The sequence below is a fragment of the Halioglobus maricola genome, from assembly GCF_009388985.1.
Classification (GTDB): Bacteria; Pseudomonadota; Gammaproteobacteria; order Pseudomonadales; family Halieaceae; genus Halioglobus; species Halioglobus maricola.
This window is the reverse complement of record NZ_CP036422.1, coordinates 37245-61718: the sequence shown is the minus strand read 5'-3', so window position 1 is coordinate 61718 and position 24474 is coordinate 37245. Positions and strand designations below refer to the sequence as shown.

At 57.9% G+C, this 24474-nt stretch carries 23 protein-coding genes; 12 read left to right on the top strand and 11 right to left on the bottom strand.

The window, feature by feature from the left end; genetic code table 11:
• The first annotated feature begins 58 nt into the window (after positions 1-58).
• From argE to ilvD, 5 genes are all read left to right on the top strand, one after another.
• Positions 59-1210 (top strand): acetylornithine deacetylase, encoded by a 1152-nt coding sequence (argE, locus tag EY643_RS00275; protein ID WP_152660319.1) that lies wholly within the window; start codon positions 59-61, stop codon positions 1208-1210.
• 87 nt (positions 1211-1297) lie between these two features.
• A complete protein-coding gene (gene argA, locus EY643_RS00270; RefSeq protein WP_152660318.1) occupies positions 1298-2602 on the top strand; it encodes an amino-acid N-acetyltransferase in 1305 nt (434 codons plus the stop codon).
• A gap of 20 nt (positions 2603-2622) precedes the next feature.
• Positions 2623-3735 (top strand): porin, encoded by a 1113-nt coding sequence (locus tag EY643_RS00265; protein ID WP_152660317.1) that lies wholly within the window; start codon positions 2623-2625, stop codon positions 3733-3735.
• Between the two features lie 234 nt (positions 3736-3969).
• Complete coding sequence (locus EY643_RS00260; RefSeq protein ID WP_152660316.1) at positions 3970-4278, top strand: hypothetical protein; 309 nt, start codon at positions 3970-3972, stop codon at positions 4276-4278.
• A gap of 147 nt (positions 4279-4425) precedes the next feature.
• A complete protein-coding gene (gene ilvD, locus EY643_RS00255) occupies positions 4426-6270 on the top strand; it encodes a dihydroxy-acid dehydratase (RefSeq protein ID WP_152660315.1) in 1845 nt (614 codons plus the stop codon).
• On the opposite strand, the gene EY643_RS00250 is transcribed toward ilvD, so the two are convergent.
• Together EY643_RS00250 and EY643_RS00245 are read right to left on the bottom strand one after the other, a co-directional pair.
• The gene (locus EY643_RS00250) at positions 6253-7095 is read right to left on the bottom strand and encodes a DUF6279 family lipoprotein (protein WP_152660314.1); all 843 of its coding nucleotides are present in this window, start codon (positions 7093-7095) and stop codon (positions 6253-6255) included. The genes ilvD and EY643_RS00250 overlap by 18 nt on opposite strands.
• Before the next feature lie 4 nt (positions 7096-7099).
• Positions 7100-8053, bottom strand: coding sequence for a pyridoxal-phosphate dependent enzyme (locus EY643_RS00245; protein WP_240732776.1), 954 nt, complete (start codon positions 8051-8053; stop codon positions 7100-7102).
• A 141-nt stretch (positions 8054-8194) separates the two neighbouring features.
• Here EY643_RS00245 and EY643_RS00240 point away from each other — a divergent pair, with 141 nt between their 5' ends.
• Entirely contained in the window at positions 8195-9544 is a 1350-nt protein-coding gene (locus tag EY643_RS00240; RefSeq protein WP_205743109.1) for an alanine/glycine:cation symporter family protein, read from the top strand.
• 9 nt (positions 9545-9553) lie between these two features.
• Here the strand turns inward: EY643_RS00240 and leuA are convergent, their stop codons facing one another.
• On the bottom strand, positions 9554-11227 hold the full coding sequence (gene leuA / locus EY643_RS00235; protein WP_152660313.1) for a 2-isopropylmalate synthase: 1674 nt from the start codon (positions 11225-11227) through the stop codon (positions 9554-9556).
• Between the two features lie 329 nt (positions 11228-11556).
• Here leuA and EY643_RS00230 point away from each other — a divergent pair, with 329 nt between their 5' ends.
• From EY643_RS00230 to EY643_RS00215, 4 genes are all read left to right on the top strand, one after another.
• Positions 11557-12012: an Lrp/AsnC family transcriptional regulator gene (locus tag EY643_RS00230; RefSeq protein WP_240732922.1), complete on the top strand. Its 456-nt coding sequence runs from the start codon at positions 11557-11559 to the stop codon at positions 12010-12012.
• Between the two features lie 95 nt (positions 12013-12107).
• The gene (locus tag EY643_RS00225) at positions 12108-12884 is read left to right on the top strand and encodes an SDR family NAD(P)-dependent oxidoreductase (RefSeq protein WP_152660311.1); all 777 of its coding nucleotides are present in this window, start codon (positions 12108-12110) and stop codon (positions 12882-12884) included.
• A gap of 39 nt (positions 12885-12923) precedes the next feature.
• A complete protein-coding gene (locus EY643_RS00220; RefSeq protein ID WP_152660310.1) occupies positions 12924-14111 on the top strand; it encodes a multidrug effflux MFS transporter in 1188 nt (395 codons plus the stop codon).
• A 52-nt stretch (positions 14112-14163) separates the two neighbouring features.
• On the top strand, positions 14164-15171 hold the full coding sequence (locus EY643_RS00215) for a cysteine synthase A (RefSeq protein ID WP_152660309.1): 1008 nt from the start codon (positions 14164-14166) through the stop codon (positions 15169-15171).
• A 49-nt stretch (positions 15172-15220) separates the two neighbouring features.
• On the opposite strand, the gene EY643_RS00210 is transcribed toward EY643_RS00215, so the two are convergent.
• From EY643_RS00210 to EY643_RS00200, 3 genes are all read right to left on the bottom strand, one after another.
• Entirely contained in the window at positions 15221-15859 is a 639-nt protein-coding gene (locus EY643_RS00210) for a thiol:disulfide interchange protein DsbA/DsbL (protein WP_152660308.1), read from the bottom strand.
• Between the two features lie 110 nt (positions 15860-15969).
• The gene (locus tag EY643_RS00205) at positions 15970-16593 is read right to left on the bottom strand and encodes a c-type cytochrome (RefSeq protein ID WP_152660307.1); all 624 of its coding nucleotides are present in this window, start codon (positions 16591-16593) and stop codon (positions 15970-15972) included.
• 32 nt (positions 16594-16625) lie between these two features.
• Positions 16626-16919 carry a c-type cytochrome gene (locus tag EY643_RS00200; protein WP_152660306.1) on the bottom strand — a complete coding sequence of 98 codons (294 nt, stop codon included), beginning with the start codon at positions 16917-16919 and terminating at the stop codon, positions 16626-16628.
• Between the two features lie 117 nt (positions 16920-17036).
• On the opposite strand from EY643_RS00200, the gene yihA reads away from it, so the two are divergent.
• Together yihA and EY643_RS00190 are read left to right on the top strand one after the other, a co-directional pair.
• The gene (gene yihA, locus EY643_RS00195; RefSeq protein WP_152660305.1) at positions 17037-17699 is read left to right on the top strand and encodes a ribosome biogenesis GTP-binding protein YihA/YsxC; all 663 of its coding nucleotides are present in this window, start codon (positions 17037-17039) and stop codon (positions 17697-17699) included.
• 207 nt (positions 17700-17906) lie between these two features.
• Positions 17907-18776, top strand: coding sequence for a M90 family metallopeptidase (locus EY643_RS00190; protein WP_152660304.1), 870 nt, complete (start codon positions 17907-17909; stop codon positions 18774-18776).
• Here the strand turns inward: EY643_RS00190 and polA are convergent.
• From polA to EY643_RS00165, 5 genes are read right to left on the bottom strand one after another with little or no spacing between them, the layout of a single operon-like run.
• On the bottom strand, positions 18773-21490 hold the full coding sequence (polA, locus tag EY643_RS00185; RefSeq protein WP_152660303.1) for a DNA polymerase I: 2718 nt from the start codon (positions 21488-21490) through the stop codon (positions 18773-18775). The genes EY643_RS00190 and polA overlap by 4 nt on opposite strands.
• 15 nt (positions 21491-21505) lie before the next feature.
• Complete coding sequence (locus EY643_RS00180; protein WP_152660302.1) at positions 21506-22159, bottom strand: SCO family protein; 654 nt, start codon at positions 22157-22159, stop codon at positions 21506-21508.
• A complete protein-coding gene (cyoE, locus tag EY643_RS00175; protein WP_240732775.1) occupies positions 22156-23070 on the bottom strand; it encodes a heme o synthase in 915 nt (304 codons plus the stop codon). The genes EY643_RS00180 and cyoE overlap by 4 nt, the downstream gene beginning before the upstream one ends.
• A complete protein-coding gene (locus EY643_RS00170) occupies positions 23063-23731 on the bottom strand; it encodes a hypothetical protein (RefSeq protein ID WP_240732774.1) in 669 nt (222 codons plus the stop codon). The genes cyoE and EY643_RS00170 overlap by 8 nt, the downstream gene beginning before the upstream one ends.
• Positions 23724-24470: an SURF1 family protein gene (locus tag EY643_RS00165; protein ID WP_170287209.1), complete on the bottom strand. Its 747-nt coding sequence runs from the start codon at positions 24468-24470 to the stop codon at positions 23724-23726. The genes EY643_RS00170 and EY643_RS00165 overlap by 8 nt, the downstream gene beginning before the upstream one ends.
• Positions 24471-24474 lie beyond the last annotated feature (4 nt).

Sequence of the window (24474 nt, the reverse complement as noted above, 5' to 3'; positions counted from 1 at the left end):
GAGGCTACACTCTGATGAGTCGGCTTCAGCCGCTATAACTCTGTCACCAGGACTCTTCATGCCCGCCAACGAAAAACTTATCCTCGAACAACTCGGGCAACTGATCCAACTCCCCTCCGTCAGCTCTACCGACCCCAGTTGGGACCAGGGCAATCGCAAAGTCATCGATCTGCTCGCCACCTGGCTGGAGAGCATGGGCTTTGCCACCGAGATCCAGGAGATCGTCGCCGACGGAAGCAAGGCCAACCTGATTGCAACCCGCGGCACCGGCCCTGGCGGTCTGGTTCTGGCGGGCCACACCGACACCGTTCCCTTTGACGAGGGCCGCTGGAAAAGCAACCCGCTGGCGCTCGACGAACGTGACGGGCGTATCTATGGTCTCGGCAGCACCGACATGAAGGGCTTCTTCCCCATGGCCATCGCAGCCGCGGCAAGCTTCGCAGACGTGGACCTGCAGCAGCCGCTTATCCTGCTCGCCACCGCAGACGAAGAGAGCTCCATGAACGGCGCCCGCGCCCTCGCTGCGGCCGGCAAGCCCAAGGCGCGCGCCGCCATCATCGGGGAACCGACATCACTGGTCCCCGTGCGCATGCACAAAGGCATCATGATGGAAGCGGTGCATGTGAAAGGCCAGGCAGGCCACTCGTCAAACCCCAATCTGGGCAATAACGCCCTGGACAGCATGCATCAGGTCATGGCGGAATTGATGAGCTTTCGCAGCACTCTCGGCGAGCGCTATAGCAACCCACATTTCGAAGTGGCCTTCCCCACCCTTAACCTCGGCCACATCCACGGCGGTGACAGCCCGAACCGCATCTGCGGCCAGAGCGAGCTGCACTTCGACCTGCGCATGACACCCGCCGGCTGCAACAGCACAGTCCGCGAGGAAATTCGCGAACGCTTAACGGAGATCGGGACGCGCCGGAATATCGATATCGAGATGCGCTCTTTGATCCAGGACGTTTCGCCCTTTGAACAAGACGCAGAGTCCGAGCTGGTTCAGCTCGCGCAAAAGCTTACCGGCAACGATGCAATCGCCGTGGCTTTCGCCACCGAGGCGCCCTTCATGCAGCAGCTTGGGATGGAAACCATCGTCATGGGCCCCGGCTCTATCGACCAGGCCCACCAGCCAGACGAGTTCATGCCGTTGGACCAGATCCGGCCCTGCATCGCCCTGCTCGAACAGTTTATCCGTCACTACTGCCTGTAAGCAGATGTGCATTATTGCCATTGGGTAATAGGGCGGGAGTCCGGTAATCTAGATAATTCGCTATTAATCAAAGAGTTGGGATAGAACGTGACCACGTCGGGCCGGGCCCATATCCGCTGGTTCAGGAACACCGCACCCTATATCAATACGCACCGGGGCAAGACCTTCGTGCTGATGCTGGGGGGCGAAGTCGCGCTGCACGACAATTTCCCCAATATCATCCACGACATCGCCCTGCTTAAAAGCCTTGGGGTCAACCTGGTACTGATCCACGGCGCACGGCCGCAAATTGCTTCGCGACTCAAATCCGCCGGCATTGAAAGTGTGATTCACAAGGACATACGCGTCACCGATACTGAGTCGCTGGAGCATGTAAAGGATGCGGCCGGCTCGTTGCGAGCACAATTCGAGGCGCTGCTGTCGATGGGGCTGCCCAATTCCCCCATGCAGGGAGCGCGCATCCGGGTCTGTTCGGGCAACTTCGTGACTGCACGGCCCATGGGGGTCGTCGACGGCGTGGATTTTCAGCACACAGGCCGCGTGCGACGCGTCGATGTCGACGGTATTCACAGCCAGTTGCGCGATGGCTCCATCGTGCTGCTGTCGCCCCTGGGATACTCGCCGACCGGAGAGATCTTCAGCCTGGCGCTGGAAGATATCGCGGTAAACTGCGCAGCTGCTATCGGCGCTGACAAACTGATCCTGTTCGGCGCTGAAGCCGGCGTCACCAATGCCGCAGGAGAACTACTACAGCAGCTGGCGGTGAGTCAGATTGAAGATCTGGAAGTCGACAAGCCGGAACAGCGCACCCTGCTCCACACAGCCCAACACGCCTGCAAGCAGGGTGTGCCGCGCTGCCAGATCATCAGCTACCAGGATGACTGCGCCCTGCTGGAGGAACTGTTCACCCACGATGGTAGTGGCACCCTTGTTGCCAATCTCGATTACGAACAGTCGCGTCGCGCCGATATCGAAGATGTCGGCGGTATCCTCGAGCTCATTGAACCACTGGAACAACAGGGCATCCTGCTAAAACGTTCCCGCGAATTGCTCGAGCAAGAGATCCAACGTTTCCGGCTACTGGTCAGGGATGGGCGCATTATCGCCTGTGCAGCGCTCTATCCATTCCCCGAGGATAGTTGCGGTGAGATTGCCTGCGTTGTTACCCACCCGGACTACCGCGGAGGCCAGCGCGGGCAACGCCTGCTGCTGGAACTGGAAAAAGAAGCGCGCAGCCAGGGCCTGACGAGCGTCTTCGTTCTCAGCACCCAGACCGCGCACTGGTTTCTCGAGCAGGGCTTCGCGGAACACTCCAGAGACGAATTGCCAGGCCAGCGGCAAGCGCTGTACAACCTGCAGCGAAACTCCAAGGTGTTTTTCAAAGACCTGTAGCGAGGCAACCGTTAGCGAGGATGTTGTGCATAAACCAAAATATAGGCTCGCTGAGCGCACTGCTGTTATTTGCGGCCCCTCTCTGCGTCACGGCCGAGGAAAGCGCCGAACACTGGCTGGACCGGACGACTCTCTACGCCTCAGACGACGGATGGTTCCAACAACTCGACCTCAGTGGCCGACTGCAACTGGACGCTAGCTACACCCATGCTGACGAGGGCGACTACGATGATGTCGATTTTCGCCGCTTCCGCTTTGGCTTTAAGGCGGCATTGGCGGGCGACTGGGTGGCTCAACTGGAGGGCGATTTCGACCTCAACTTCGATGGCGACCAATTTTACAAACGGCTCACTGATGCTTATGTCGGCTGGCAACCCGAGGGCGGCCCTGATGTACGCCTCCTGAAACACTCCGCAGGCTTTACTCTCGATGGCGCCACGTCATCCAAGAAACTGCTGACCACAGAGCGCAGTAATCTTTCCAATAATTTCTGGTTCAATGCGGAATACTTTACCGGGGTCAGCGCGAAAGGAACGGCAGGAAACGCGTGGGATTATCGGGTAGGTTTTTTTTCCAGCGACGGCAACGATGAATTCAGCGAATTCAATGCCAGCTTCTTTACCCTGACTTCGCTGGGTTACAACTGGGCACAACAACTTCAGATGGATCAGGCCAGCGTGCGGGTGGACTACGTTTACAACGATCGCGATCCAGCGGCCAATACTGCTGATCTTTCGCACGTCGTTTCGATCTCCTCCAAATGGGAAGGCGGCAGGTGGGGCCTGTGGACCGATCTCGCTTTTGCCGAGGGTTACTTCGATCAACCCGATATCTGGGGCATGACCCTGATGCCTTTCTACCAGCTTGGCGAAAATCTGCAGCTGGTTTCCCGCGCGACGTATCTCGACAGTGACGGCCCCAACGGTATTGGCCTGGGCAACTACGAGAAGCAGGTCGTGACCGGCCGAGGTGACCTCTACAAGGAAATCCACGCAGGCATAAACTGGTTTTTCTACGGTCACAAACTGAAATGGCAAACGGGTTTGCAATGGGCCGAACTCGACGACGTAGGAGCAGACGGTGGGCGCTACGCCGGCTGGACTGTGGTCACGGCCTTGCGAGTCTACTGGTAGCACCCCGCACTCTTTAGCGCACAGCAACAGTGCGCTCGCCCAACTTCAGCACAAAATTGTTACCAAAAATGTGCAGCGCACCCAAACAGTGCGTAACACGTCTAACTTTATCCATTAAAATCAATGGCTTGTAATAAAAAATTCACAGCTTCCTATTGCTTTGCAGTGAATTTATGTGAATATAGGTAACAGCGCGGTAACACCGCGTTTCATCAACTACCCTGGAGGTAAACCATGAAAACCCTGTTATCTATTCCCCTGTTCATCGCTGCTACTCACGTATCCGCCGCTTGCTATTCAGAGCGACCATCGGAAGCCCCAGTCCTCGCAGACGGCAGTGTCGCTTCCAAGGCCGAAATGCTGAAATCGCAAGAGGCCGTCAACGATTACGTGGCTAAAATCCGGACATTTCTGGATTGCAATAAAAGCCGCCTGGACGATCTGGAGCACAACTTCTATGTCAACGAGGCCTACTCTGTCGCGGGAGCTTACAACGCTGAACTGCAGGAATATCGCACTCGCGACGTAGTCGCCGGCCGCTAAGACGCCCAACGGGGCCAATAAGATAACAGCGCCCGCTCGCCTGGCCGCGAGCGGGCATCCCCCCCCCAATACAAGCCAGCGGGATTTTGCTATCCTCCGCTGCCAGTTTTCAACCACGCCGGCCCTGCCGGAAAGACGGATAGCTCCATGCCAGAACTTCGCTCCAAGACCTCCACCGGCGGCCGCAATATGGCCGGCGCCCGCGCCCTGTGGCGCGCCACCGGTATGAAAGACGGTGACTTCGAGAAGCCAATCATTGCGGTCGTTAACTCCTTCACGCAGTTCGTACCTGGCCACGTCCATCTGAAAGACATGGGACAGCTGGTTGCCCGCGAGATCGAGGCTGCCGGCGGCGTAGCCAAGGAGTTCAACACCATCGCCGTGGACGACGGCATCGCCATGGGCCACGACGGGATGCTCTACAGCCTCCCGTCCCGCGACCTGATCGCTGACTCGGTGGAATACATGGTCAACGCCCACTGCGCCGACGCCATGGTGTGCATTTCCAACTGCGACAAGATCACCCCGGGAATGCTCAATGCCGCCATGCGCCTGAACATCCCGGTGGTGTTTGTGTCCGGTGGCCCGATGGAAGCGGGCAAGACCAAACTATCTGAACACAAGCTGGACCTCGTCGACGCCATGGTTATCGCAGTGGACGACTCAGCCGATGACGAGACCGTCGCTGAGTACGAACGGTCGGCCTGCCCCACCTGCGGCTCCTGCTCAGGCATGTTCACCGCCAATTCCATGAACTGCCTGACCGAAGCCCTGGGCCTGTCACTTCCGGGTAACGGCTCGACCCTCGCCACACACGCTGACCGCGAGCAACTGTTCCTGCGCGCAGGCCGCATGGCGGTCGATCTGTGCAATCGCTACTACCAGCAAGAAGACGCGTCGGTCCTGCCACGAGCCATCGGCAACTTTGAAGCGTTTGAGAATGCCATGATGCTGGATATCGCCATGGGCGGTTCCACCAACACCATCCTGCACCTGCTGGCCGCCGCCCAGGAAGCGGAGCTGGACTTCACCATGAAGGATATCGATCGCCTTTCGCGCAAGATTCCGCAGCTGTGCAAGGTAGCACCCAACACCCCCGAATATCACATGGAAGATGTGCACAGGGCTGGCGGGGTCATGGGTATTCTGGGCGAACTCGATCGCGCCGGCCTGCTCCACACTCACTGCCCCACCGTGCACAGCAAAACCATGGGCGAGGCTCTGGACAAGTGGGACATCGTTCGCACCGACGATGCAGCGGTGCGCAAGTTTTTCTCCGCCGGCCCGGCTGGCATTCCAACCCAGACAGCCTTCAGCCAGGAGACTCGCTGGCCATCACTGGACGACGATCGCGAAGGGGGCTGCATCCGCTCGATCGAAAATGCATTCTCACTGGAAGGCGGCCTGGCTGTCCTGACCGGCAACATCGCTGAAGACGGCTGCGTCGTGAAAACCTCCGGGGTGGACGACTCCATTTTGGTGTTCTCCGGACCAGCCCACGTGTGCGAGAGCCAGGAACAGGCCGTGAAGGATATCCTCGAAGAACGGGTTAAAGCCGGCAACGTGGTCATCGTGCGTTACGAAGGCCCGCGCGGTGGACCCGGCATGCAGGAAATGCTCTACCCCACCAGCTACATCAAGTCCAAAGGCCTGGGCAAAGCCTGCGCACTGCTCACCGACGGTCGATTCTCCGGCGGCACCTCCGGACTGTCAATCGGCCACGCCTCACCGGAAGCGGCTGCCGGCGGCGCCATCGGTCTGGTGGAGAACGGCGATATCATTGAGATCAACATCCCCGAGCGGACGATCAACGTAAAGCTCAGTGATGAAGCGTTGGCAGAGCGCCGTGCGCAAATGGATGCCAGGGGCGACAAGGCCTGGCAGCCTGTCGAAGCCCGACCCCGCGCTGTCAGTGCAGCACTCAAGGTCTACGCCAAAATGGCAACCAGCGCAGACAAAGGAGCCGTAAGGGATCTATCCCTGCTCGATTAAGGTTTCAAGATCCTCGCGGAAGCCGCTGAGCTTGCGCCGCAGCCTCTTGTCCTGTTTGGCCGTTCGGGTATTCGCCAGTTCGGCCAGCGCGCTGTAGATTACCTGGCCATTGTGCTCGTACACGGCCAGGTATTCGGGCGACGCTGTATCGTCTCGATTCGCGAGCGAGTCCCGCAGTGCCTGCTGCCATCCTTCCTCACGCTGCAACATTGCTTCCAACCGCTCCAGCCACAAGGCGCGCTCCTGCAACCAGTAACTATCTGAACGCTGCATGTCCGCGGCGGCCTGTTCGAGAATAGCGCGCTGATCCCCATCCAACCGCCCCATATAATCCTGGGCAGAGTCGAGGAGGTTCTCGTATGCCTCTTCATGAAACTCAGCGTCGCTGCGAGGCAGATACTCCTCCTCGTACTCCACCTGTTTCTCTTTCAGCGAGGTGACAAACTCCGCCATCTGCTCATCGCTCAAGGCCTCTCCCAGAACCAGCATCCACTCAAGACCTCGCGCCTCCACCCTCAACCAGGCCGACTCAAAATCCGTCGCTATTGCGCTCACCTGCTGTGGCGTCATCTCAGCATCAAGATTCTGCTCCAGGGTATCGAGTATCGCTACATAGGTGGGCAACTCGTCGCTGCGGTGCCATTGCAGAAAGGGTGTCAACTCCTGCTTTAGCAGGGTTTTCTGCGGCCGGGTGAGGTCCACATACTTGCCGATATACCAGGGAATTAGAAAATCTAGGCGGTTGTAAACCAACGTGGTACTGCTGCACGCCTGCAACAGTATCAGCAGGCAGGGCAACAACAGAAGGCGGCGGGAAATAGTCACGGGGCTAGAAGGGCAGAGCACCCAGGTCGACATTACCGCCAGTGATAACGACACCTGTCCTGCGACCGCGGAAGCGCTCCGGGTGCTCCAGAAGCCCGGCAAAGCTCACCGCGCCAGAGGGCTCTACCACCTGCTTCATTCGCGTCCAGATAAGTTCCATAGCCTCCACAATCAGCGCGTCCGGCACTGCCACAATAGTGTCTACATGTTTACGGATGATCTCGAAATTCAGCTCACCCAGGCTGGTGCGCAGGCCGTCGGCAATGGTGTCTACCCGGGAATTACCTTGCAGCTCACCGAGGCCGAAAGAGCGGAAAGCATCGTCTGCGCCTTCCGGCTCGACCGCTATCACTTCAATTTTCGGGTTGATGTGCTTGGCCGCTATCGCGGTACCGGAGAGCAAACCACCGCCGCCAACGGGCACGGCGATCACATCGAGGTCGGGGACCTGTTTGAGCAATTCCAGCGCAACCGTGCCCTGGCCAGCGATGACCCTGCTATCGAGAAAAGGATGCACAGCGTGCGCACCGGTCCCGGCGAGAACCTGCTCCAGACCAGCAGCTCGCGCTTGTTGAGTGGGCTCACATTCGATGATCAAGCCGCCGTATGCGGCAACCGCCTCTTTCTTAACATCGGGCGCGTTGGAAGGCATAACGATATGCGCCGGGATACCGCGCTGCGCGGCAGCCATCGCCAGAGCAGCGCCGTGGTTGCCCGAGGAATGCGTCGCCACTCCATTTGCCGCCTCATCGTCGGAGAGAGACAGCACCGCATTCAATGCACCACGAGCCTTGAACGCACCAACCCGCTGCAGGTGTTCACACTTGAAGAAAACATGTGAGCCTGTGTGCTTGTTAAGCAGCCGGCTCTGCATTACCGGTGTTTCATGCACACCATCGGCGATCCTCAGCATGGCGGCTTCAATATCGGTAAATTGTGGAGCGTTGAGATTGGTCACGTCTATGTCCCTGTTGCCGAGAAGAACAGTGTGCCACAGACCGCTATGCTCTTGGACCAAACATTAAATGCGCAACTTAAGTGAGCGCGGCTGCGGACGGCTATGCTAATGTCTGCCTTTTCCCATAGCCGATGACTCAACGTGCTAGAAACACTCAATACCTGGTCCGCCAATTTCGCCAATGCAGTGTGGGGCACTCCCACGGTCATTCTGCTGCTCGGCGGCGGTCTGTTCTTTGCCATCTACTCGGGCTTCAGACCCTACCGGCATTTTGGCCACGCCTTCGGCATCATGCTGGGCAAGCACGAAACCCCGGACGGTCCGGGCGAACTGAGCCACCGCCAGGCGCTTGCCGCAGCGCTGGCCGCGACCATGGGCCTGGGGAATATCTCCGGAGTCGCGCTGGCGATTGTCGCCGGCGGCCCCGGCGCGGTGTTCTGGATGTGGATGTCGGCGCTTGTGGGCATTGCCACAAAGTTTTTTACCTGCACCCTGGGAGTGATGTATCGAGGCGAGGACAGCCTGGGCAATCTGCAGGGTGGCCCCCAATACGTGATTCGCGAAGCCATGCCGCGGGCGTTTTTCCCCCTGGCCATTCTGTTTTCAGTCATGGGCCTGATCGGAACGCTGCCCATGTTCCAGGCCAACCAGCTCACTGCTCTCATCCGTCAGAACGTTGAAATTGGCGGCGACCCATTAACCGTCAATCTCGCCATAGGCTGTGTAATGGCGGTCATTGTAGGCATTGTCGTATTCGGCGGCCTGCAGCGAGTCGCGCGGGTGGCGGTGGCGCTGCTCCCGCTGATGGTTGTGATCTACCTGAGCATGACAGGCTTTATGATTCTGACCAATATCGAGGAGGTCCCGGGTATTCTCGGCATGATCGTCACGGAAGCTTTCAACCCCCAGGCGGTGGGCGGCGGTTTTCTCGGCGTGGTACTGATAGGCGTAAGCCGCGGTGTATTCTCGAATGAAGCGGGCCTGGGCACCGAAGTCATGGCTCACGGGGCGGCGCGCACCAACGAACCTGTGCGCGAAGGGCTGGTCGCCATGCTCGGGCCGGTGGCAGACACGCTGATCGTTTGCACCTGTACCGCCATCGTGATTCTTCTAGCAGGAAACTGGCAAAACCCTGGCGAACTCTCCGGCGTCACACTCACCGCCAATGCATTTGCTTCTCAGCTGGGCAGTTTTGGCATGATTGCCCTGACGATCGTTACCCTGATCCTGAGCAGCACCACAATGTTCGCCTGCTGGTACTATGGAGCCAAGTGTTTTGGCTTTCTGGCGGGCGCTCACATCCAGCATCACTACCGCTGGTTCTTCCTCGCGACCATCGTGTTTGGCGCCACCGTAAATATCGATGTGGTGTTTAACCTGATCTCGGGGTCCTACGCCATCATGGCGATACCGACCATGGTCTCCACAATTTATCTGGCACCGAAAGTGAAGGCTGCTGCGATCGATTATTTCCACCGCCACCCCTACTGACCAGCAAGATCAGGCTGCAGCTTCCGCGTCACGGTCAGCAGATTTGTTGATCGCGCGCAGAATGCCGTCCAATGAAGCCTGCACAATGTCGTGGCTACGACCAACGCCGCAGTAGCGATCGCCTTCAATATTCAGCTGGATGTAGCACACCGCTTCCGCATCTGCACTCTGGCTGAGCGCATGCTCGGAATATTCGACCAGCACAATCTGTTTGCCGGTGAATGCCTCCATCGCATTAACGAATGACGCGACAACGCCGTTCCCTGTACCGGTGATCTGCTGCTGCACCCCTTCCCGGCTCAGTTCAGCCTGCAACTTGTCGACATGGTCCTCACGACTCACTGTGTAGTTGCCCAATTGCCAGCGGCCCTCGCCGTTCAGATAAGTTTTCTGGAACAAATCGAAAATCGCTTCAGGGCCGACTTCCGCCTCCGACTCTTCGGCATGCGCCTGCACTGAACCGGAGAAGTCCACCGACAGCCAGCGGGGTATTTCATAACCGTAGTCACGCTGCAATACATAGGCGATGCCGCCCTTGCCGGATTGGCTGTTGATACGGATCACTTCCTGATAAGAGCGCCCGATGTCCGCCGGGTCGATCGGCAGGTAGGCCACGTCCCAATGATCGCGGCCTTCTTGCTGCGCCAGGCATTTCTTGATCGCGTCCTGGTGACTGCCGGAGAACGCAGTGAACACCAGTTCTCCCGCCCAGGGGTGACGAGGGTGCACCGGCAACTGGGTGCACTCCTTCACGGTCTGGATGATCTCGTCCATATTGGCGAGATTCAGTTTTGGATCGACGCCCTGGCTGTACAGGTTCATAGCCATCGTGACCACATCCATATTACCGGTGCGCTCACCATTGCCCATCAGGGTGCCTTCGACCCGGTCCGCCCCGGCCATCACACCGAGCTCGGCAGCCGCGACACCACAGCCCCGGTCATTGTGGGTGTGCAGAGAAATCAGCAGGCTATCGCGGCGGGCGACATTGTCACAAAACCACTCAATCTGATCGGCGTAGACGTTCGGTGTGCTCATCTCCACGGTGGCAGGCAAGTTGATAATGACCGGCTTCTCCGGCGTGGGCTGCCACACCGCGGTTACGGCATTGACAACCTCCAGGGCGAAGTCGATCTCAGTACCAGTAAAGCTCTCCGGAGAGTACTCAAAGACCCACTCAGTTTCAGGGTATTTATCGGCGCAGGCCTGGACCAATTCCGCCCCGTTGACCGCTATATCAATAATTCCCTGGCGATCCAGCCCGAAGACCTGCTCGCGCTGCACTGTGGAAGTGGAGTTGTAGACATGGACCACGGCGCGGCGGGCACCTTTGAGGGCCTCAAACGTCTTTTCGATCAGCTCCTGTCGAGCCTGCACCAGCACCTGGATGGTGACATCCTCGGGAATACGGTCGTTTTCGATCAGCTCGCGCACAAAGTTGAAGTCATGACTGGACGCGGAGGGGAATCCCACCTCGATTTCCTTGAACCCCACCTTTACCAGCTGGTCCCACAAACGCGACTTCTGGCGCGCTGTCATGGGTTCGATCAAAGCCTGGTTGCCATCGCGCAGATCGACACTGCACCACAGTGGGGCAGCTTCAATACGCTGGTCAGGCCAGCGGCGGTCGGGCTTGGCAATCGCTTGAAAAGGCTTGTACTTGCTGTGGTCGAAACTGCTCATCGGGTTCACCTGGATTATTCGTTAGGTGGCTGCACCTGAGGCGCTTCTCCCTTTCCTGGGTAAGGTGCGGGAACGGCGCAACGGGGCTCCTGGGTAAGGCTAGCCGCCGCTGGCACAGGTGTAAGATCAGCCAGGCGCAAAGTATAGTGGCCATCGCGGGGTGATTGATTGCAATTACGGCACATATACTTCCTATTTGTGCATTATATCGCTATAAAATCCTATATTTTTAGAGATAAACTCTCGATTGAATAGAATATGTGATTTATTGCCAATATTGAGGAGCACCCGTGAAACTCGATCGTACGGACCGCAAGATTCTCGACGCAATGCAAAGCAACGGCCGCATCAGCAACCTGGAGCTCGCAGAGTTGGTCAATCTTTCCCCCACTCCCTGCTCGCGACGGGTCAAACGGCTGGAAGAATCGGGCTTGATTGAGCGCCATGTAAGCCTTCTCAACCAGTCCATGCTGGGGCTCAAACTCACTGCCTATATCGGTATCAGCATGGACCGGCACACCCCGGACCGCTTCGAAGCCTTCGAACAAGAGGTGGCAAGCTATCCCGAGGTGATGGCCTGTTCGGTCGTCACCGGACAGTCCTCGGACTACCTGCTCAAGGCGGTTGTACCAGACATGGAGTACTACGAGAAATTCCTCCTCGGCAAACTGACCCGTATCCCGGGTGTCACCGGTGTACATTCAAGCTTCGAGCTGCGTCGGGTCGTGCTGCGCACTGAGCTCCCGCTGCAACACATCAACGAGCACACAGAGTTCAAGAGTTAAAACCAGCTAGCTTCCGTGGCCTCTCACAGCCTTGTGAGCGCGGCTCGCGACCCGCACCATGTGCCCTCAATAAAAAGTACGAGGTGGAAACGAACATGGATGTAGCAGGAAAAATCGCACTGGTGACAGGCGGGGCCAGCGGCATGGGTCAGATCATCGCACGCCGGCTGGCTGCTGGTGGCGCCAAAGTCGCTATCTTCGACGTCAATCAGGCCGGACTTGACGCCACCGCGGCCGAGTCGGACAACATCACCGCATTTCACTGCGATATTTCCAGCCTCGAAGATGTAGAAGCAAAAGTTGGCCAGGTCGCGGCCGCGCTGGGCCCCATCGACCTGCTGGTACATGCCGCTGCGCTGATGCCCGCTCACCTGCTGGCAGAACACGAGCACAGCGACATGGAGCGCCTGTTCAAGATCAACTACCTCGGCACTACCTATATGGTACGCGCCGTACTACCATCCATGACCGAGCGCGGCAGCGGCCGTATTCTCGTGTTCGGTTCCATCGCGGGCATCGCCCTGGTGCCGAAGATGGGCGCCTACTGCGCCACCAAAGCCGCCGTTAATGCCTACACCGAAGTGTTGCAGAACGAGATTCGCCACACTGGCGTGCGGGCCCACCTGATCTGCCCGCCCGCTGTGAATACACCGCTGGTAGACCAGACCATCAGCACCGACACTCCAGGCAGCATTATCGAATCAAAGGAGAAAGGCCGGTTGGCGGATCCGAACAAGATCGTCGATGCCATTTTCAAGGGCGTAGCCAAGGACAAGGACATCATCTACCCCAGCGAGGCCAAGTTTCTCTACCTGTGGCGTGCTCTCGCCCCGAAGCTGTGGTGGAAGACGGTCATGAACTTCGAGAAGTAGCTTTACCCACCCCCGGCGCTGGGCTACCCTCGCCGGCCGATGAGCGCCCGACACCTCAATACCGACTCCCCCTGGCTGCTTGCCCTGCTCGCAGCCATTGTCGCTCTCGGTCCGCTGAGTGTGGACATGTATCTGCCAGCTATGCCCTCAATGATGCGCGCGCTGGATACCGATATCAGCTACATGCACCTGAGTATCAGCACCTACCTGGCGGGCTATGCCATTTTTCACCTGGCCTGTGGGCCTTTGGCGGACCGCCTCGGCCGCAAGCCGGTGCTCACCGCCGGTACCGGCCTGTTCGTATTGGCCTGCATTGGCTGCGCGCAATCAACCAGCGCCAATGAACTGTTGGTCTTTCGCTTCCTGCAGGGCGTAGGGGCCTGCGTAGGTCCGACCCTTGCTCGCACAGTGACTCGCGACCTCTTTGGCCCACGTCGAGCCGCACGCGCCCTGTCCCTCATCGCAATGCTCATGGCCCTGGGCCCGGCCATCGCTCCACTTTTGGGTGGGTTCATGTTGCTGGTGTTGCCGTGGCCAGTGATTTTTATTTTTCTCGCCGCCTATGCCCTGGCCATGATCGTCCTGCTGCAAGTGTTCCTGCCGGAATCGCTGCCGGAACGCCAGAGCCTTCATCCGCTCAACATTCTGCGCAACTACGCCCAGCTACTGAAGGATATGCGTTTCATGTCGGTAGTATTGGCCAGCGGCCTGGTATACGCGGCACTGATGGCCTATCTCTCCTCTTCCAGCTTCGTGTACATGGAATTACTGGGGGTGCCGGTTCAGTACTTCGGCTTTATTTTCCTGACAACGGTGCTCGGCTACATGGGAGGAAGTGCGCTGAGCGCGCGCATGTCTGACCGCCTGGACTCGCACCAGACTCTGGTGCGAGGCGCCATACTGTGCCTGGCTTCGGCCATGCTCATGTGGCTGGGTGGCAGCTTGCGGCCAGACAGCGTGGCCGTCCTCATGTTGCCCATGACGATTTATGCAGCCGGCATGGGCCTGGTATATCCCCACGCCATGGCAATTGCACTGGCGCCCTACCCTCACATCGCGGGCACGGCCTCCTCCCTGCTGGGTTTCATCCAGATGGGCTTGTCTGGCTTGTCAGCGGCACTCGTCGGCCAGGTTCTGGAGGCCAGCGCCCAGCCCATGTTGATCGCCATGGCCAGCTGCACCGCCGGCTGTCTCGCGCTCAGCCTGTACGCTGTCCGGCGCAACTGACCGACCTGATCGGCTGTGGCATACTCTGCGCTCTGATTGCTGGAGATCCACCGTGCATACCGCCCTCGACGTCACCCAACTGATTGGCAACACCCCCCTGCTTCACCTGCGACAGGTGTCAGAACAGACCGGATGCACAATCCTGGGCAAGGCCGAATTCTTGAATCCCGGTGGCTCGGTCAAGGATCGCACTGCCCTGGGCATCATTCGTGCCGCTGAACAGGCCGGTGAATTGCAGCCGGGTGGACGCATTGTCGAGGGCACCGCCGGTAATACAGGCATCGGCCTCACCCTGGTGGCGAACGCGCTGGGGTACAAAAGTACCGTGGTGATGCCTATCACCCAGTCCAAAGAAAAAATCGATTCGCTGGAACTACTGGGGGCCGACCTGCACCTGGTGCCTGCTACCTCTTATGACGACTCCAGGCACTATGTACATACCGCCGAGCGCCTGGCCAACAAAATGGCCGGAAAGGAAGAGCACGGCGCTATCTGGGCCCGGCAGTTCGACAACCCGGCCAATATGGCTATCCATGAAGAGACCACTGGCCGCGAGATCTGGGAACAAACAGACGGCAAGGTAGATGGCTTCATCTGTAGCGTTGGTACCGGCGGCACACTGGCGGGCGTGTCCGCCGCCCTGAAGGGGAACAACAAAGACGTTGCTATCGGCATCGCCGACCCGCTCGGCGCCTCCCTGTATAGCCACTTCAGCAAGGGAGAGCTCGAACGCAGTGAGGGCAACTCTATCATCGAGGGGGTTGGGATCAATCACGTCACGGACAACCTGGCGCAAGCGCAGGTGGACCACGCCTACGCGATCAGCGATCACGACGCCCTGCCCTACATCTATGACTTGCTCCAGCATGAAGGCCTTTGTCTGGGAGGCTCTTCCGCTCTCAACATCGCCGGCGCAGTAAAACTCGCCGAGGAGCTGGGCCCGGGACACACTATTGTCACCATTCTTTGCGACTACGGTACCCGTTACCAGAGCAAACTGTTCAATCCGGTGTTCCTGGAAAACAAGGGGCTTCCTGTTCCTCCCTGGCTACAAATCTGACAGGCATAAAAAAACCCGGCTCTGGCCGGGTTTTTTGTGCCAAACAGGATCAGCTCCCGGCGGCAGCGCGCTCTTTCTCTACCAGATAGTCGGCTACTTTCAGCATATTTGCGTTACTGCCCGCTGTGCGTGCAGAAATCATATACTTGCCGTTAACCATCACCGATGGCGTACCGGATACCTTGGCGCCACGAGCCGTAGAGTTGGCCTGGCGCGCCTGGCTGCTAACACCAAAAGAACTGTAAGCCTTGAGGAAATCTTCTTCGGCAACACCGTTGGCCACAAACAGCTCGGCGATTTCTTCCTCACTACCAAGGCGTTTGCGATCCACATTCATGGCCTGGAAGATTACCGGGTGCATGGTTTCAGCTACACCCAGCGCTTCCGCGGTGTAGAACGCCTTGGCATGCAGCTCCATGGCGCCGCCCCATTGAGCGGGGATAGCACGGAAGGCAACGTCATCAGCGATGGTCTTTTTCCACTGGCCGATGACCGGTTCGAAGGTATAGCAGTGACCACAGCCATACCAGAAAAATTCAGCCACCTCGATTTTGTCCGGGTTGGCAGTACGAATGGCGGGCTGAATAAGGGTGTAATGCTTGCCCGCTTCCCAGGTTTCACCGTCCTGGGCACATGCCAGCAGGGAAACCATCATCAGGGAAAAAACCAGTGCGATTCGTTTAAACATAGTGAACTCCAATATTCTCATTGTTCTGTTATGACAGGCGTCCCGAGCCGGGGTTCGCCCGGAGATAAAAAAAGGTGGCATATTGCCACCTTTTTCTCAATCCAGCGCGCTTACTTCAGACCGGAGATATAGCTCGAAACTGCTTCGATTTCTTTGTCGGAAAGTCCGAAAGCCGTAGTGCGCATGATCATGGTGTCGCCGTCGTTCGTACGGCCAGCCTCATCTTCATAGCCCATGCGGTAAGCCTTCAACTGAGCTGAGATGTAGTCTGCGTGCTGGCCCGCAAGTGCCGGGAAGCCGGCTGGGGCGTTACCCTGGCCGTTCGGCGAGTGACACGCGGTGCAGGCAGCGACATTGCGCTCAGCAACACCTGAGCGGTAAACCTTCTCACCCAGTGCAAGCAGTGCAGGATCAGTCTGGCCACCAGAACGGGGCTGGCTGGCGTAGAAAGCGGCGATGTTGGCTAGCTCCTGGTCAGACTTGCCATCCAGTTGGCCCACCATTGTCGGCACCGGGCGGGCACCGTCGCGGATATCCATCAGCTGCTTGAGCAGGTACTTCTCACCCAGGCCGGCAAGCTTGGGGAAAGTCGGCGCTGCGCTATTACCATCGGCGCCGTGGCAGGCGGCGCATACGGCTGTCATTTCCTTGCCTGCGGCGGCATCGCCAGGCTGGGCAGAGGCTACTTGGGTCCAACCCAGAATCAGGCTGGCCAGGATTACTACTTTCTTCATGTTCATTCCAGTATGAGTCGATTAAAGCCGGCTTATTGTGCGGGCTTGGCCATGTACTCGATCAGCGCCTTGTAATCTTCATCGGTGCAGTCGAAGCACATGCCTTTGGGGGGCATTGCATTCAGGCCGGTGCCAACAGCGGCGACCAGTGTATCCATGCCCTTGGCCAGACGGGGCTCCCAGGCAGCTGCGTCTCCGGTCTTGGGAGCGTTGGCAGCGCCAGTGGCGTGGCAAACGGCGCAGCTCTTGTTGTACTTGTCCATGTCGGGCTCGGCATAGGCACCGGCGGCACAGACCATCAGGGCGGCGGCAAAAAACTTCTTCATGAGATACCTCGTATTTGGTTCCGGTGCTAAGCTCGCACCGCAAGCTTTTGATAACATGCGAAAAAAGCTGTGGCATTATATACGAGATACCCACACCGACAAAGGCCATACCGCACAATGACTGACCCGGATCAAATCGCCGCTCCGGAGGCCCCCGACTACCGCCAGGCCCAGTTCCTGACCAGTGCGGCGAAGTTGCATCAGTGCCCTGAGGACGAAGGCTGGGAAGTGGCCTTTGCCGGACGCTCAAACGCCGGAAAATCGAGTGCAATCAATAGTTTAACGAATAATAAAAAACTAGCAAAAACCTCCAAGACCCCCGGCCGCACGCAGCTCATCAACTTTTTCGAACTGACACCGAACCAGCGCCTGGTAGACCTGCCCGGCTACGGCTTTGCCAAGGTTCCGGTCGCGGTCAAGAAAGAGTGGACGCGACAACTGGAGAACTATCTGGCCAAACGGCAGGCACTGCGAGGCATGATCCTGCTGATGGATGTCCGCCACCCTCTGCAACCATTCGACCAACAGATGCTCGACTGGGCGCTGGCAGCACATATGCCCGTGCACATCTTGCTAACCAAGGCGGACAAGCTCAAAAAGGGCCCCGCCAACAACAGCCTGTTGTCCGTCCGCAAGGCGCTGAAGGAACACGAGGACTTGGTGAGCGTGCAGCTGTTTTCAGCACTCAAACACAGCGGGCACGATCAGTTGCGAGCGGTTCTGGACCACTGGCTCACCGATATGAGTGTTTTTGATGAGGACGAAATAGAGTCCGTGTAGGCCACCTTTTCGGCCGCGTCCGCTCCATAAAAAAACCCGGTACCTCCAGGGGAAGAGGTTACCGGGCTACCTAGCGTCTCTGGGGAAAGAGACTTGCTCGTAGAGAGTCTTGGGGAAAACCCTCCATAGGGATGTAGCAGTTGCTACGTAAATTAAGACCGGGCACATTGGTAAGAGTTCACAACATTTCGAGAATTTTTCCATCTCATGGCAACTGTTATATTTCTGCTCATCGTCGCCGCCGGCTTCGCTCTGTTCCTGTATCAGACATTCTGGCGCGACAAACTGATCCGCCGACGCCCCTTCAGTCCGGCCTGGCGCGGTATTCTTGAAAAAAATGTTCCCGTATATCAGCAACTTGAGGCCAGCGAACGTGTCCGCCTGGAGCAGCTGATACAGCTTTTTTTAGCCGAGAAGGAATTCTATGGCTGTGATGGCCTGGACCTGACCGATGAAATTCGCATCACCATTGCGGGCCAGGCCTGCTTGTTGCTGCTGGGGCGAGGCTGGCAGATATATCCCGGACTGATGTCAGTGCTGGTCTACCCCACTGCTTTTATCGCCGAGCGTGAGGTGCGGGACGAGGACGGCACCGTCAGCTACGCGGGGCACCAGCTGCTCGGCGAATCCTGGAGCAATGGCAAGGTCATTCTTTCCTGGGACGACGTTACCCGAGGCGGTAGGGATTTTCACGACGGCCACAACGTGGTTCTGCACGAGTTCGCTCACCAACTGGACGGGCTGTCCGGAGCCACGAACGGCGCCCCGCCACTGGGCGGTAGCAACCACGACACCTGGGCCCAGGTTTTCAGCGATAACTATGACGATCTGCGGGCGCGCTCAGCCCGCGGCCTGCCAACGGTGTTGGATAGCTATGGCAGCACCAATCCTGCGGAATTCTTCGCTGTGGCAACAGAAGCATTCTATGAGCGACCCTCAGCCCTGGAACGGGTCCGGCCAGACCTCTATGCAGAACTACAGCGCTATTACCGGGTAGAACCGAAGCGCTGGGAACGGGAGTACACACCCCCGCCGCGCTCAAACTCAGCGGCCAACTGGCCCGGCGAATGCGACTAGTGCGCCTCGTCCCAGTTGTCCCCTACCCCGGCTTCAACCAACAGGGGCACGGATAGGGAGGCCGCATCGGACATCCGCTGGCACAACTCCTCGCAAACGCTGTCGACCTGCTCGTTCGCAACTTCCAGCACCAGTTCATCGTGCACCTGCATAATCATGCGTGCATCGACACTGCCCTGCTCCAACCAGCTGTCCACTGACAGCATGGCTTTCTTGATGATATCTGCGGCGCTACCCTGCATCGGCGCGTTAATCGCCGTGCGTTCTGCCGCCTGGGCGCGCATCTTGTTGCGGGCATTGATTTCGGGGAGGTAGAGACGTCGGCCGAACAGGGTTTCAACATAGCCCTGCTCCCGGGCCAGCTCACGGGTGCGGTCCATGTAATCCGCCACCCCCGGATAGCGCTCGAAGTAGCGGTCGATGTATTGCTGTGCCTCGTTGCGGCCGAGATGAAGCTGCTTGGCCAGGCCGAACGCAGACATGCCGTAAATCAGACCGAAATTGATAGCCTTGGCCTTGCGCCGCTGATCGCCGGACACCTCATCCAGCCCCACTTCAAATACCTCTGAGGCCGTGGCCTTATGCACATCCTGGCCTTCCTGGAACGCCTTAAGCAGCCCGGGATCATCGGACAGATGCGCCATGATGCGCAGCTCGATCTGGGAATAATCCGCCGCCACCACTTTATAGCCCGCAGGTGCAATGAAGGCCTGGCGAATACGCCTGCCCTCCTCTGTACGGATGGGTATGTTCTGCAGGTTGGGGTCGGATGACGAAAGTCGCCCGGTGGCGGCTACCGCCTGATGATAGGAGGTATGCACCCGACCAGTACCCGGGTCCACCATCTCAGGCAGCTTGTCGGTGTAGGTAGATTTGAGTTTGCTCAGGCTACGGTATTCCAACAGCAATTTGGGCAGCGGGTAATCAAGAGCCAGCTCCACCAGCACATCCTCCGCAGTGGAAGGTGCGCCCTTGGGGGTTTTCTTGATCACTGGTAGTTCCAGCTTCTCAAAGAGAATCTCACCCAATTGTTTGGGGGAACCCAGATTGAACTCCTGGCCTGCCAGGCCGTAGGCCTCGGTTTTCAGCTCTTCGAGCCTCGCACCCAACTCGCTGCTCTGTTGGTGCAACATCTCGCTGGAGAGTAGCGCGCCCTGCCGCTCAATGCGTGATAGTACCGGCACCAGCGGGAGCTCAATCTCCCTGAAGACAGGCACCAGGCTCTCCTGCTCTTCGAGTTTCGGCCACAGGGCCTGATGCAAGCGCAGGGTAATGTCGGCGTCTTCAGCCGCATAAGGCCCCGCTTCCTCCACCTTGATCTGGTTGAAGGTGAGCTGCTTGGCGCCCTTCCCCGCTATTTCTTCAAACTTGATGGTTTTCTGGCCCAGGTATTTGAGCGCCAGGCTGTCCATATCGTGGCGGGTTGCCGTTGAGTCCAGAACATAGGACTCAAGCATGGTGTCATAGGCGATTCCGCGCAGCGAGATATCGTGATTCACGAGCACATTGGCATCGTACTTGAGGTTCTGGCCGACCTTAGCAACCTGCGGATCCTCCAGCAGGGGCTTGAGTGCACTGAGGATCGCGTCGCGATCCAGTTGCTCCGGCGCACCCAGATAGTCATGGGCCAGCGGCACATAGGCAGCCTTTCCGGCCTCTACGGCAAAGGAAACCCCGACGATGCGAGCTTCCATGTAATCCAGGCTGGTCGTTTCTGTGTCGAAAGCAAAGAGCTCTGCCGATCTGAGTTGATCCATCCAGGCGTCAAAATCAGCTTGCTCAGTCACCACGACATACTCGGTGTCGATAGCCTCGGCGACGGGTGCCGGTGCCTCACCCTCGCCCAGCAATTCGTCAAGCCAGCCCCGAAACTCCAATTTGGTGAACCACTCCACCAGGGTTTCGCGGTCCTGTTCACCGTTAATCAGGTCACCCGGAGCGTACTCCAACGCAACATCGGTCTTGATCGTTGCGAGCTCATAGGAAAGAAACGCCATGTCCTTTTGAGCCTCAAGTTTGGCGCCCATGGTCTTGGCACCACGGAACGAGAGTTCGGCCACCTTGTCCAGCGACTCGTAGATAGATTCGAGGCTACCCAATCCCTGCAGCAGGCCCAGGGCAGTCTTCTCCCCCACGCCCGGCACCCCGGGGATGTTGTCGACCTTGTCGCCCATGAGGGCCAGAAAGTCGATAATCAGGCTGGGCGGGATACCAAACTTCTTCTCAACGCCCTCCTCGTCCATCACCGTTTCGGTCATGGTATTGACCAGCGAGACATGCTTGTTGACCAGCTGCGCCATATCCTTGTCGCCAGTGGAGATAACGACATCCCTGCCCTGTTCACTGGCGCGCCGGGCCAGCGTGCCGATCACATCGTCAGCCTCGACCCCTTCCACGCAGAGAAATGGCAGGCCCATGGCCTTGACCACGGCATGTATGGGCTCGATCTGCTCGCGCAATTCATCCGGCATGGGCGGCCGGTTGGCCTTGTACTCGGAGTACATGTCATTGCGGAATGTCTTGCCCTTGGCATCGAAAATGGCAACTACCGGCGAGTCTGGATAATCTGCTAGCAGACGGCGCATCATGCTGATCACGCCCCGCACCGCGCCGGTATTCAAACCGTCGGAGGTGGTGAGCATAGGCAGGGCATGAAAGGCCCGGAAAACGTAGGAAGAGCCGTCTACAAGAACAATAGGGGCCGCTTTATCCATAATGGAACTCTCTTCTTAGTAATCCCAGTGCACAAGTGCCGAGCGGTAGGTGACCTTCATTTTGGCCAAATCCAGCGGCGCTTTGAAAAACCCGTGGTAATCGCCCGCCGGATTTATGAGTACCACATTAGAACTATGGTCTACCTGATAATTTTCATCCTGGCCCGGGACCTTGCGAAATGGCGTGTTCAAGGCGGTCGCAAAGCGGTGAATGTCGAGGAATTCACCCGTGACGCCGATAAAGTCAGGGTTGAAATAGGGGACATACTGACCCAGCTGCTCGACCGTATCGCGAGCCGGGTCAACGCTAACCATAACCACCTGGGTATCGGCCGCCTCGGTACCTTCCAATTCGCCCATAAACTGATCGAGAAACGCCATGGTGGTAGGGCAGACATCCGGGCAGTAGGTAAAGCCGAAGAAGACCAGGCTCCACTTGCCCTCAAAACGGGCGCGATCAAACGGCTTCCCTTTATGGTCGATAAGGCTTATTTCGCCGAAGTTTCTGGGAGTTTCAAACAAATAGAGGCCATTTACCTTCATTTCGGTCGCGGACATCACTCGCGGCTGCTGCACGCGGTACACGAAACCGGCCACAATCACAGTGATAAAAATGAGAACCACAGCCACCGTCAGGCGGATGTTGCGGGCTTGCTGGGAGTCGGTCATAGCGTACTTACCGGAAAGAGATAGTGGTCAATGAGCATGATAATAAACAGGGCCATCAGATAGATGATGGAATATTTGAACGTCTCCATCGGCGCCCTGGGATTTTTGTCGCGGATCAATTCAATGGCCCAATACAGGAAGCCACCTCCAAGAACGACGGCACCGAGCAGATACAGTGGGCCGCTCAGGCGAGTTACGTAGGGGAGGAGAGTGATCAAAAACATGATGATGGTATAGAGCAGGATATGCAGCTTGGTGAAAGCAACACCATGGGTCACTGGCAACATCGGAATCTCTACCTTGGCGTATTCCTCGCGGCGATGAATCGCCAGGGCCCAGAAGTGGGGCGGGGTCCACGCGAAAATAATCAACACCAACAGCAGGGCGTGACCGTGGATCTCACCGGTCACCGCGGTCCAGCCGAGCAGAGGAGGGGCCGCGCCAGCGAGGCCGCCTATGACAATATTCTGGGGGGTCGCGCGCTTGAGGAACATGGTGTACACCACCGCATAACCCAGCAGGGAAGCAAACGTAAGCCACGCCGTAAGCGCATTGATGTAGATAAACAGGATAGCCATACCCAGGCCACCGATCACCAGAGCGAATATGGCCGCCTGAGTATTGCCGAGCTTGCCTGTGGCCACCGGGCGACTCAACGTACGCGCCATCTGCTGGTCGATCCGCTGGTCAACGAGATGATTAACCGCCGCCGCAGCGCCCGCACACAGTGCGATACCAAGATTACCCAACACAAGAACATCCAGAGGCACCATTCCAGGCACCGCCATAAACATGCCGATAGCTGAACAGAGGATCATCAACAGCACCACATTGGGCTTGGTGAGTTCCTTGTAATCGCGCCAGTTGGCGGCTTCTGTTGTCGGTACTTCAGCCATGACGCTACTACCCATTGGAATTCTTAAGAAGGAATTTAAGGTCGGAGATCACGTCCTTGTAAGAAATGTCGCCGCTATACGACATCATCACCCAACCGGCGGGATCGACAAGATACCAGGTAGTCTGGTCCGTCATGCTCTCTGGGAACAGCCGATCAAAGCTGTCATCGCCAAGTGTCAGCGCTGTCAGCCCTTTTTGCTCGACAGCGAGATAATCGGCAAACGAGGCCGGGGCAGGGCGCTCATCACTCAATTCTGTGACCGCCAGATCGGTGTCAGCCACCGCGTGGCCTGAGATGTACATACGATCGATACGATTGAGCGACTTACCCATCGCCACGTGAATCTGCCTGATCAGATACAGCTTGTTTTCACAGACCGCATCGCAGCGGCCGTCGTTATCCACTACCAACAGCGTCCATTTCTGTGGCAGTTCGGCGTATTTCGACTCTGTGCCATCCTGGGACAGCAGCGGGTAATCGTCCAGTTGCCTGGGCGGTTGTATCAGGGTGCCCTGATTCGCGGTGCCCAGCGCGCCTACCAGGTCCAGCTTCCCGTTGATCACGAAGTACCATAGCCACGTACCCGTAAGAATCATCATTACCGGAATACCAATAATGGTCAGCAGCACCAGGCGATTGTTACGTATTTGATTGTCGTCGTGCATATCACTCATTGGAGCTCCTGCGCCCCCGTAATAGCTGCCACAGATTGGTGCTCCGCAGCAGGTAAATTAGTGCCAGTACAGCGGCCATACTGAACCACTGAACCGCGTATCCGGTGTGTTTTTCCGGGCTGACATTGATAACTTGCCAGTCTGTGGACAGAGCGCCCGGCTGCAGCGCATCAATGCGAACAGGGTAGGGGAACACCGTCCCATCGAGTGCGGAGCGGATCTTGTCCATCTCCACCGCCTGAATCCGTTTGGGCCAACCACTAGCAAGGGGCTCGTCCGCCAACAGGTAAGGCGAACCCGGTGACACATAGACGTGGCCCTTTATTCTTACCCGGCCGGGCGCAACAGGCACCTCCGGTAGAACCATACGGCTCGAATCAGCGCGCACCCAGCCCCGATTAACCAGTGCCAGTTCACCGCTATCCAATTCGAATACGGCCAGCACTTCATTGCCATATTTCCCACCCTGCATGCGATTGTCGAGCAGGAAATACTCTCCTCGATACTCGCCCTCCAGGCTGACTGGCAGGTAGGCCAGAGACTCAGGTGAACGATCTACCAGCGAGGCCAGCGGGGCAGGGGGGCGCGCCTGTTTCTGGGCAAAGCTCAGAGCAAGGGCAGCCTTCTCCTCCGCCCGTTGCAACTGCCAGAAGCCAAGCGAGATCAGCAACGGCAGGAGCAGCAGGGTAAACAGGGTGATACGCCACTCAAAATCAAACTCTAGCCTGCGGGCTGACATCATC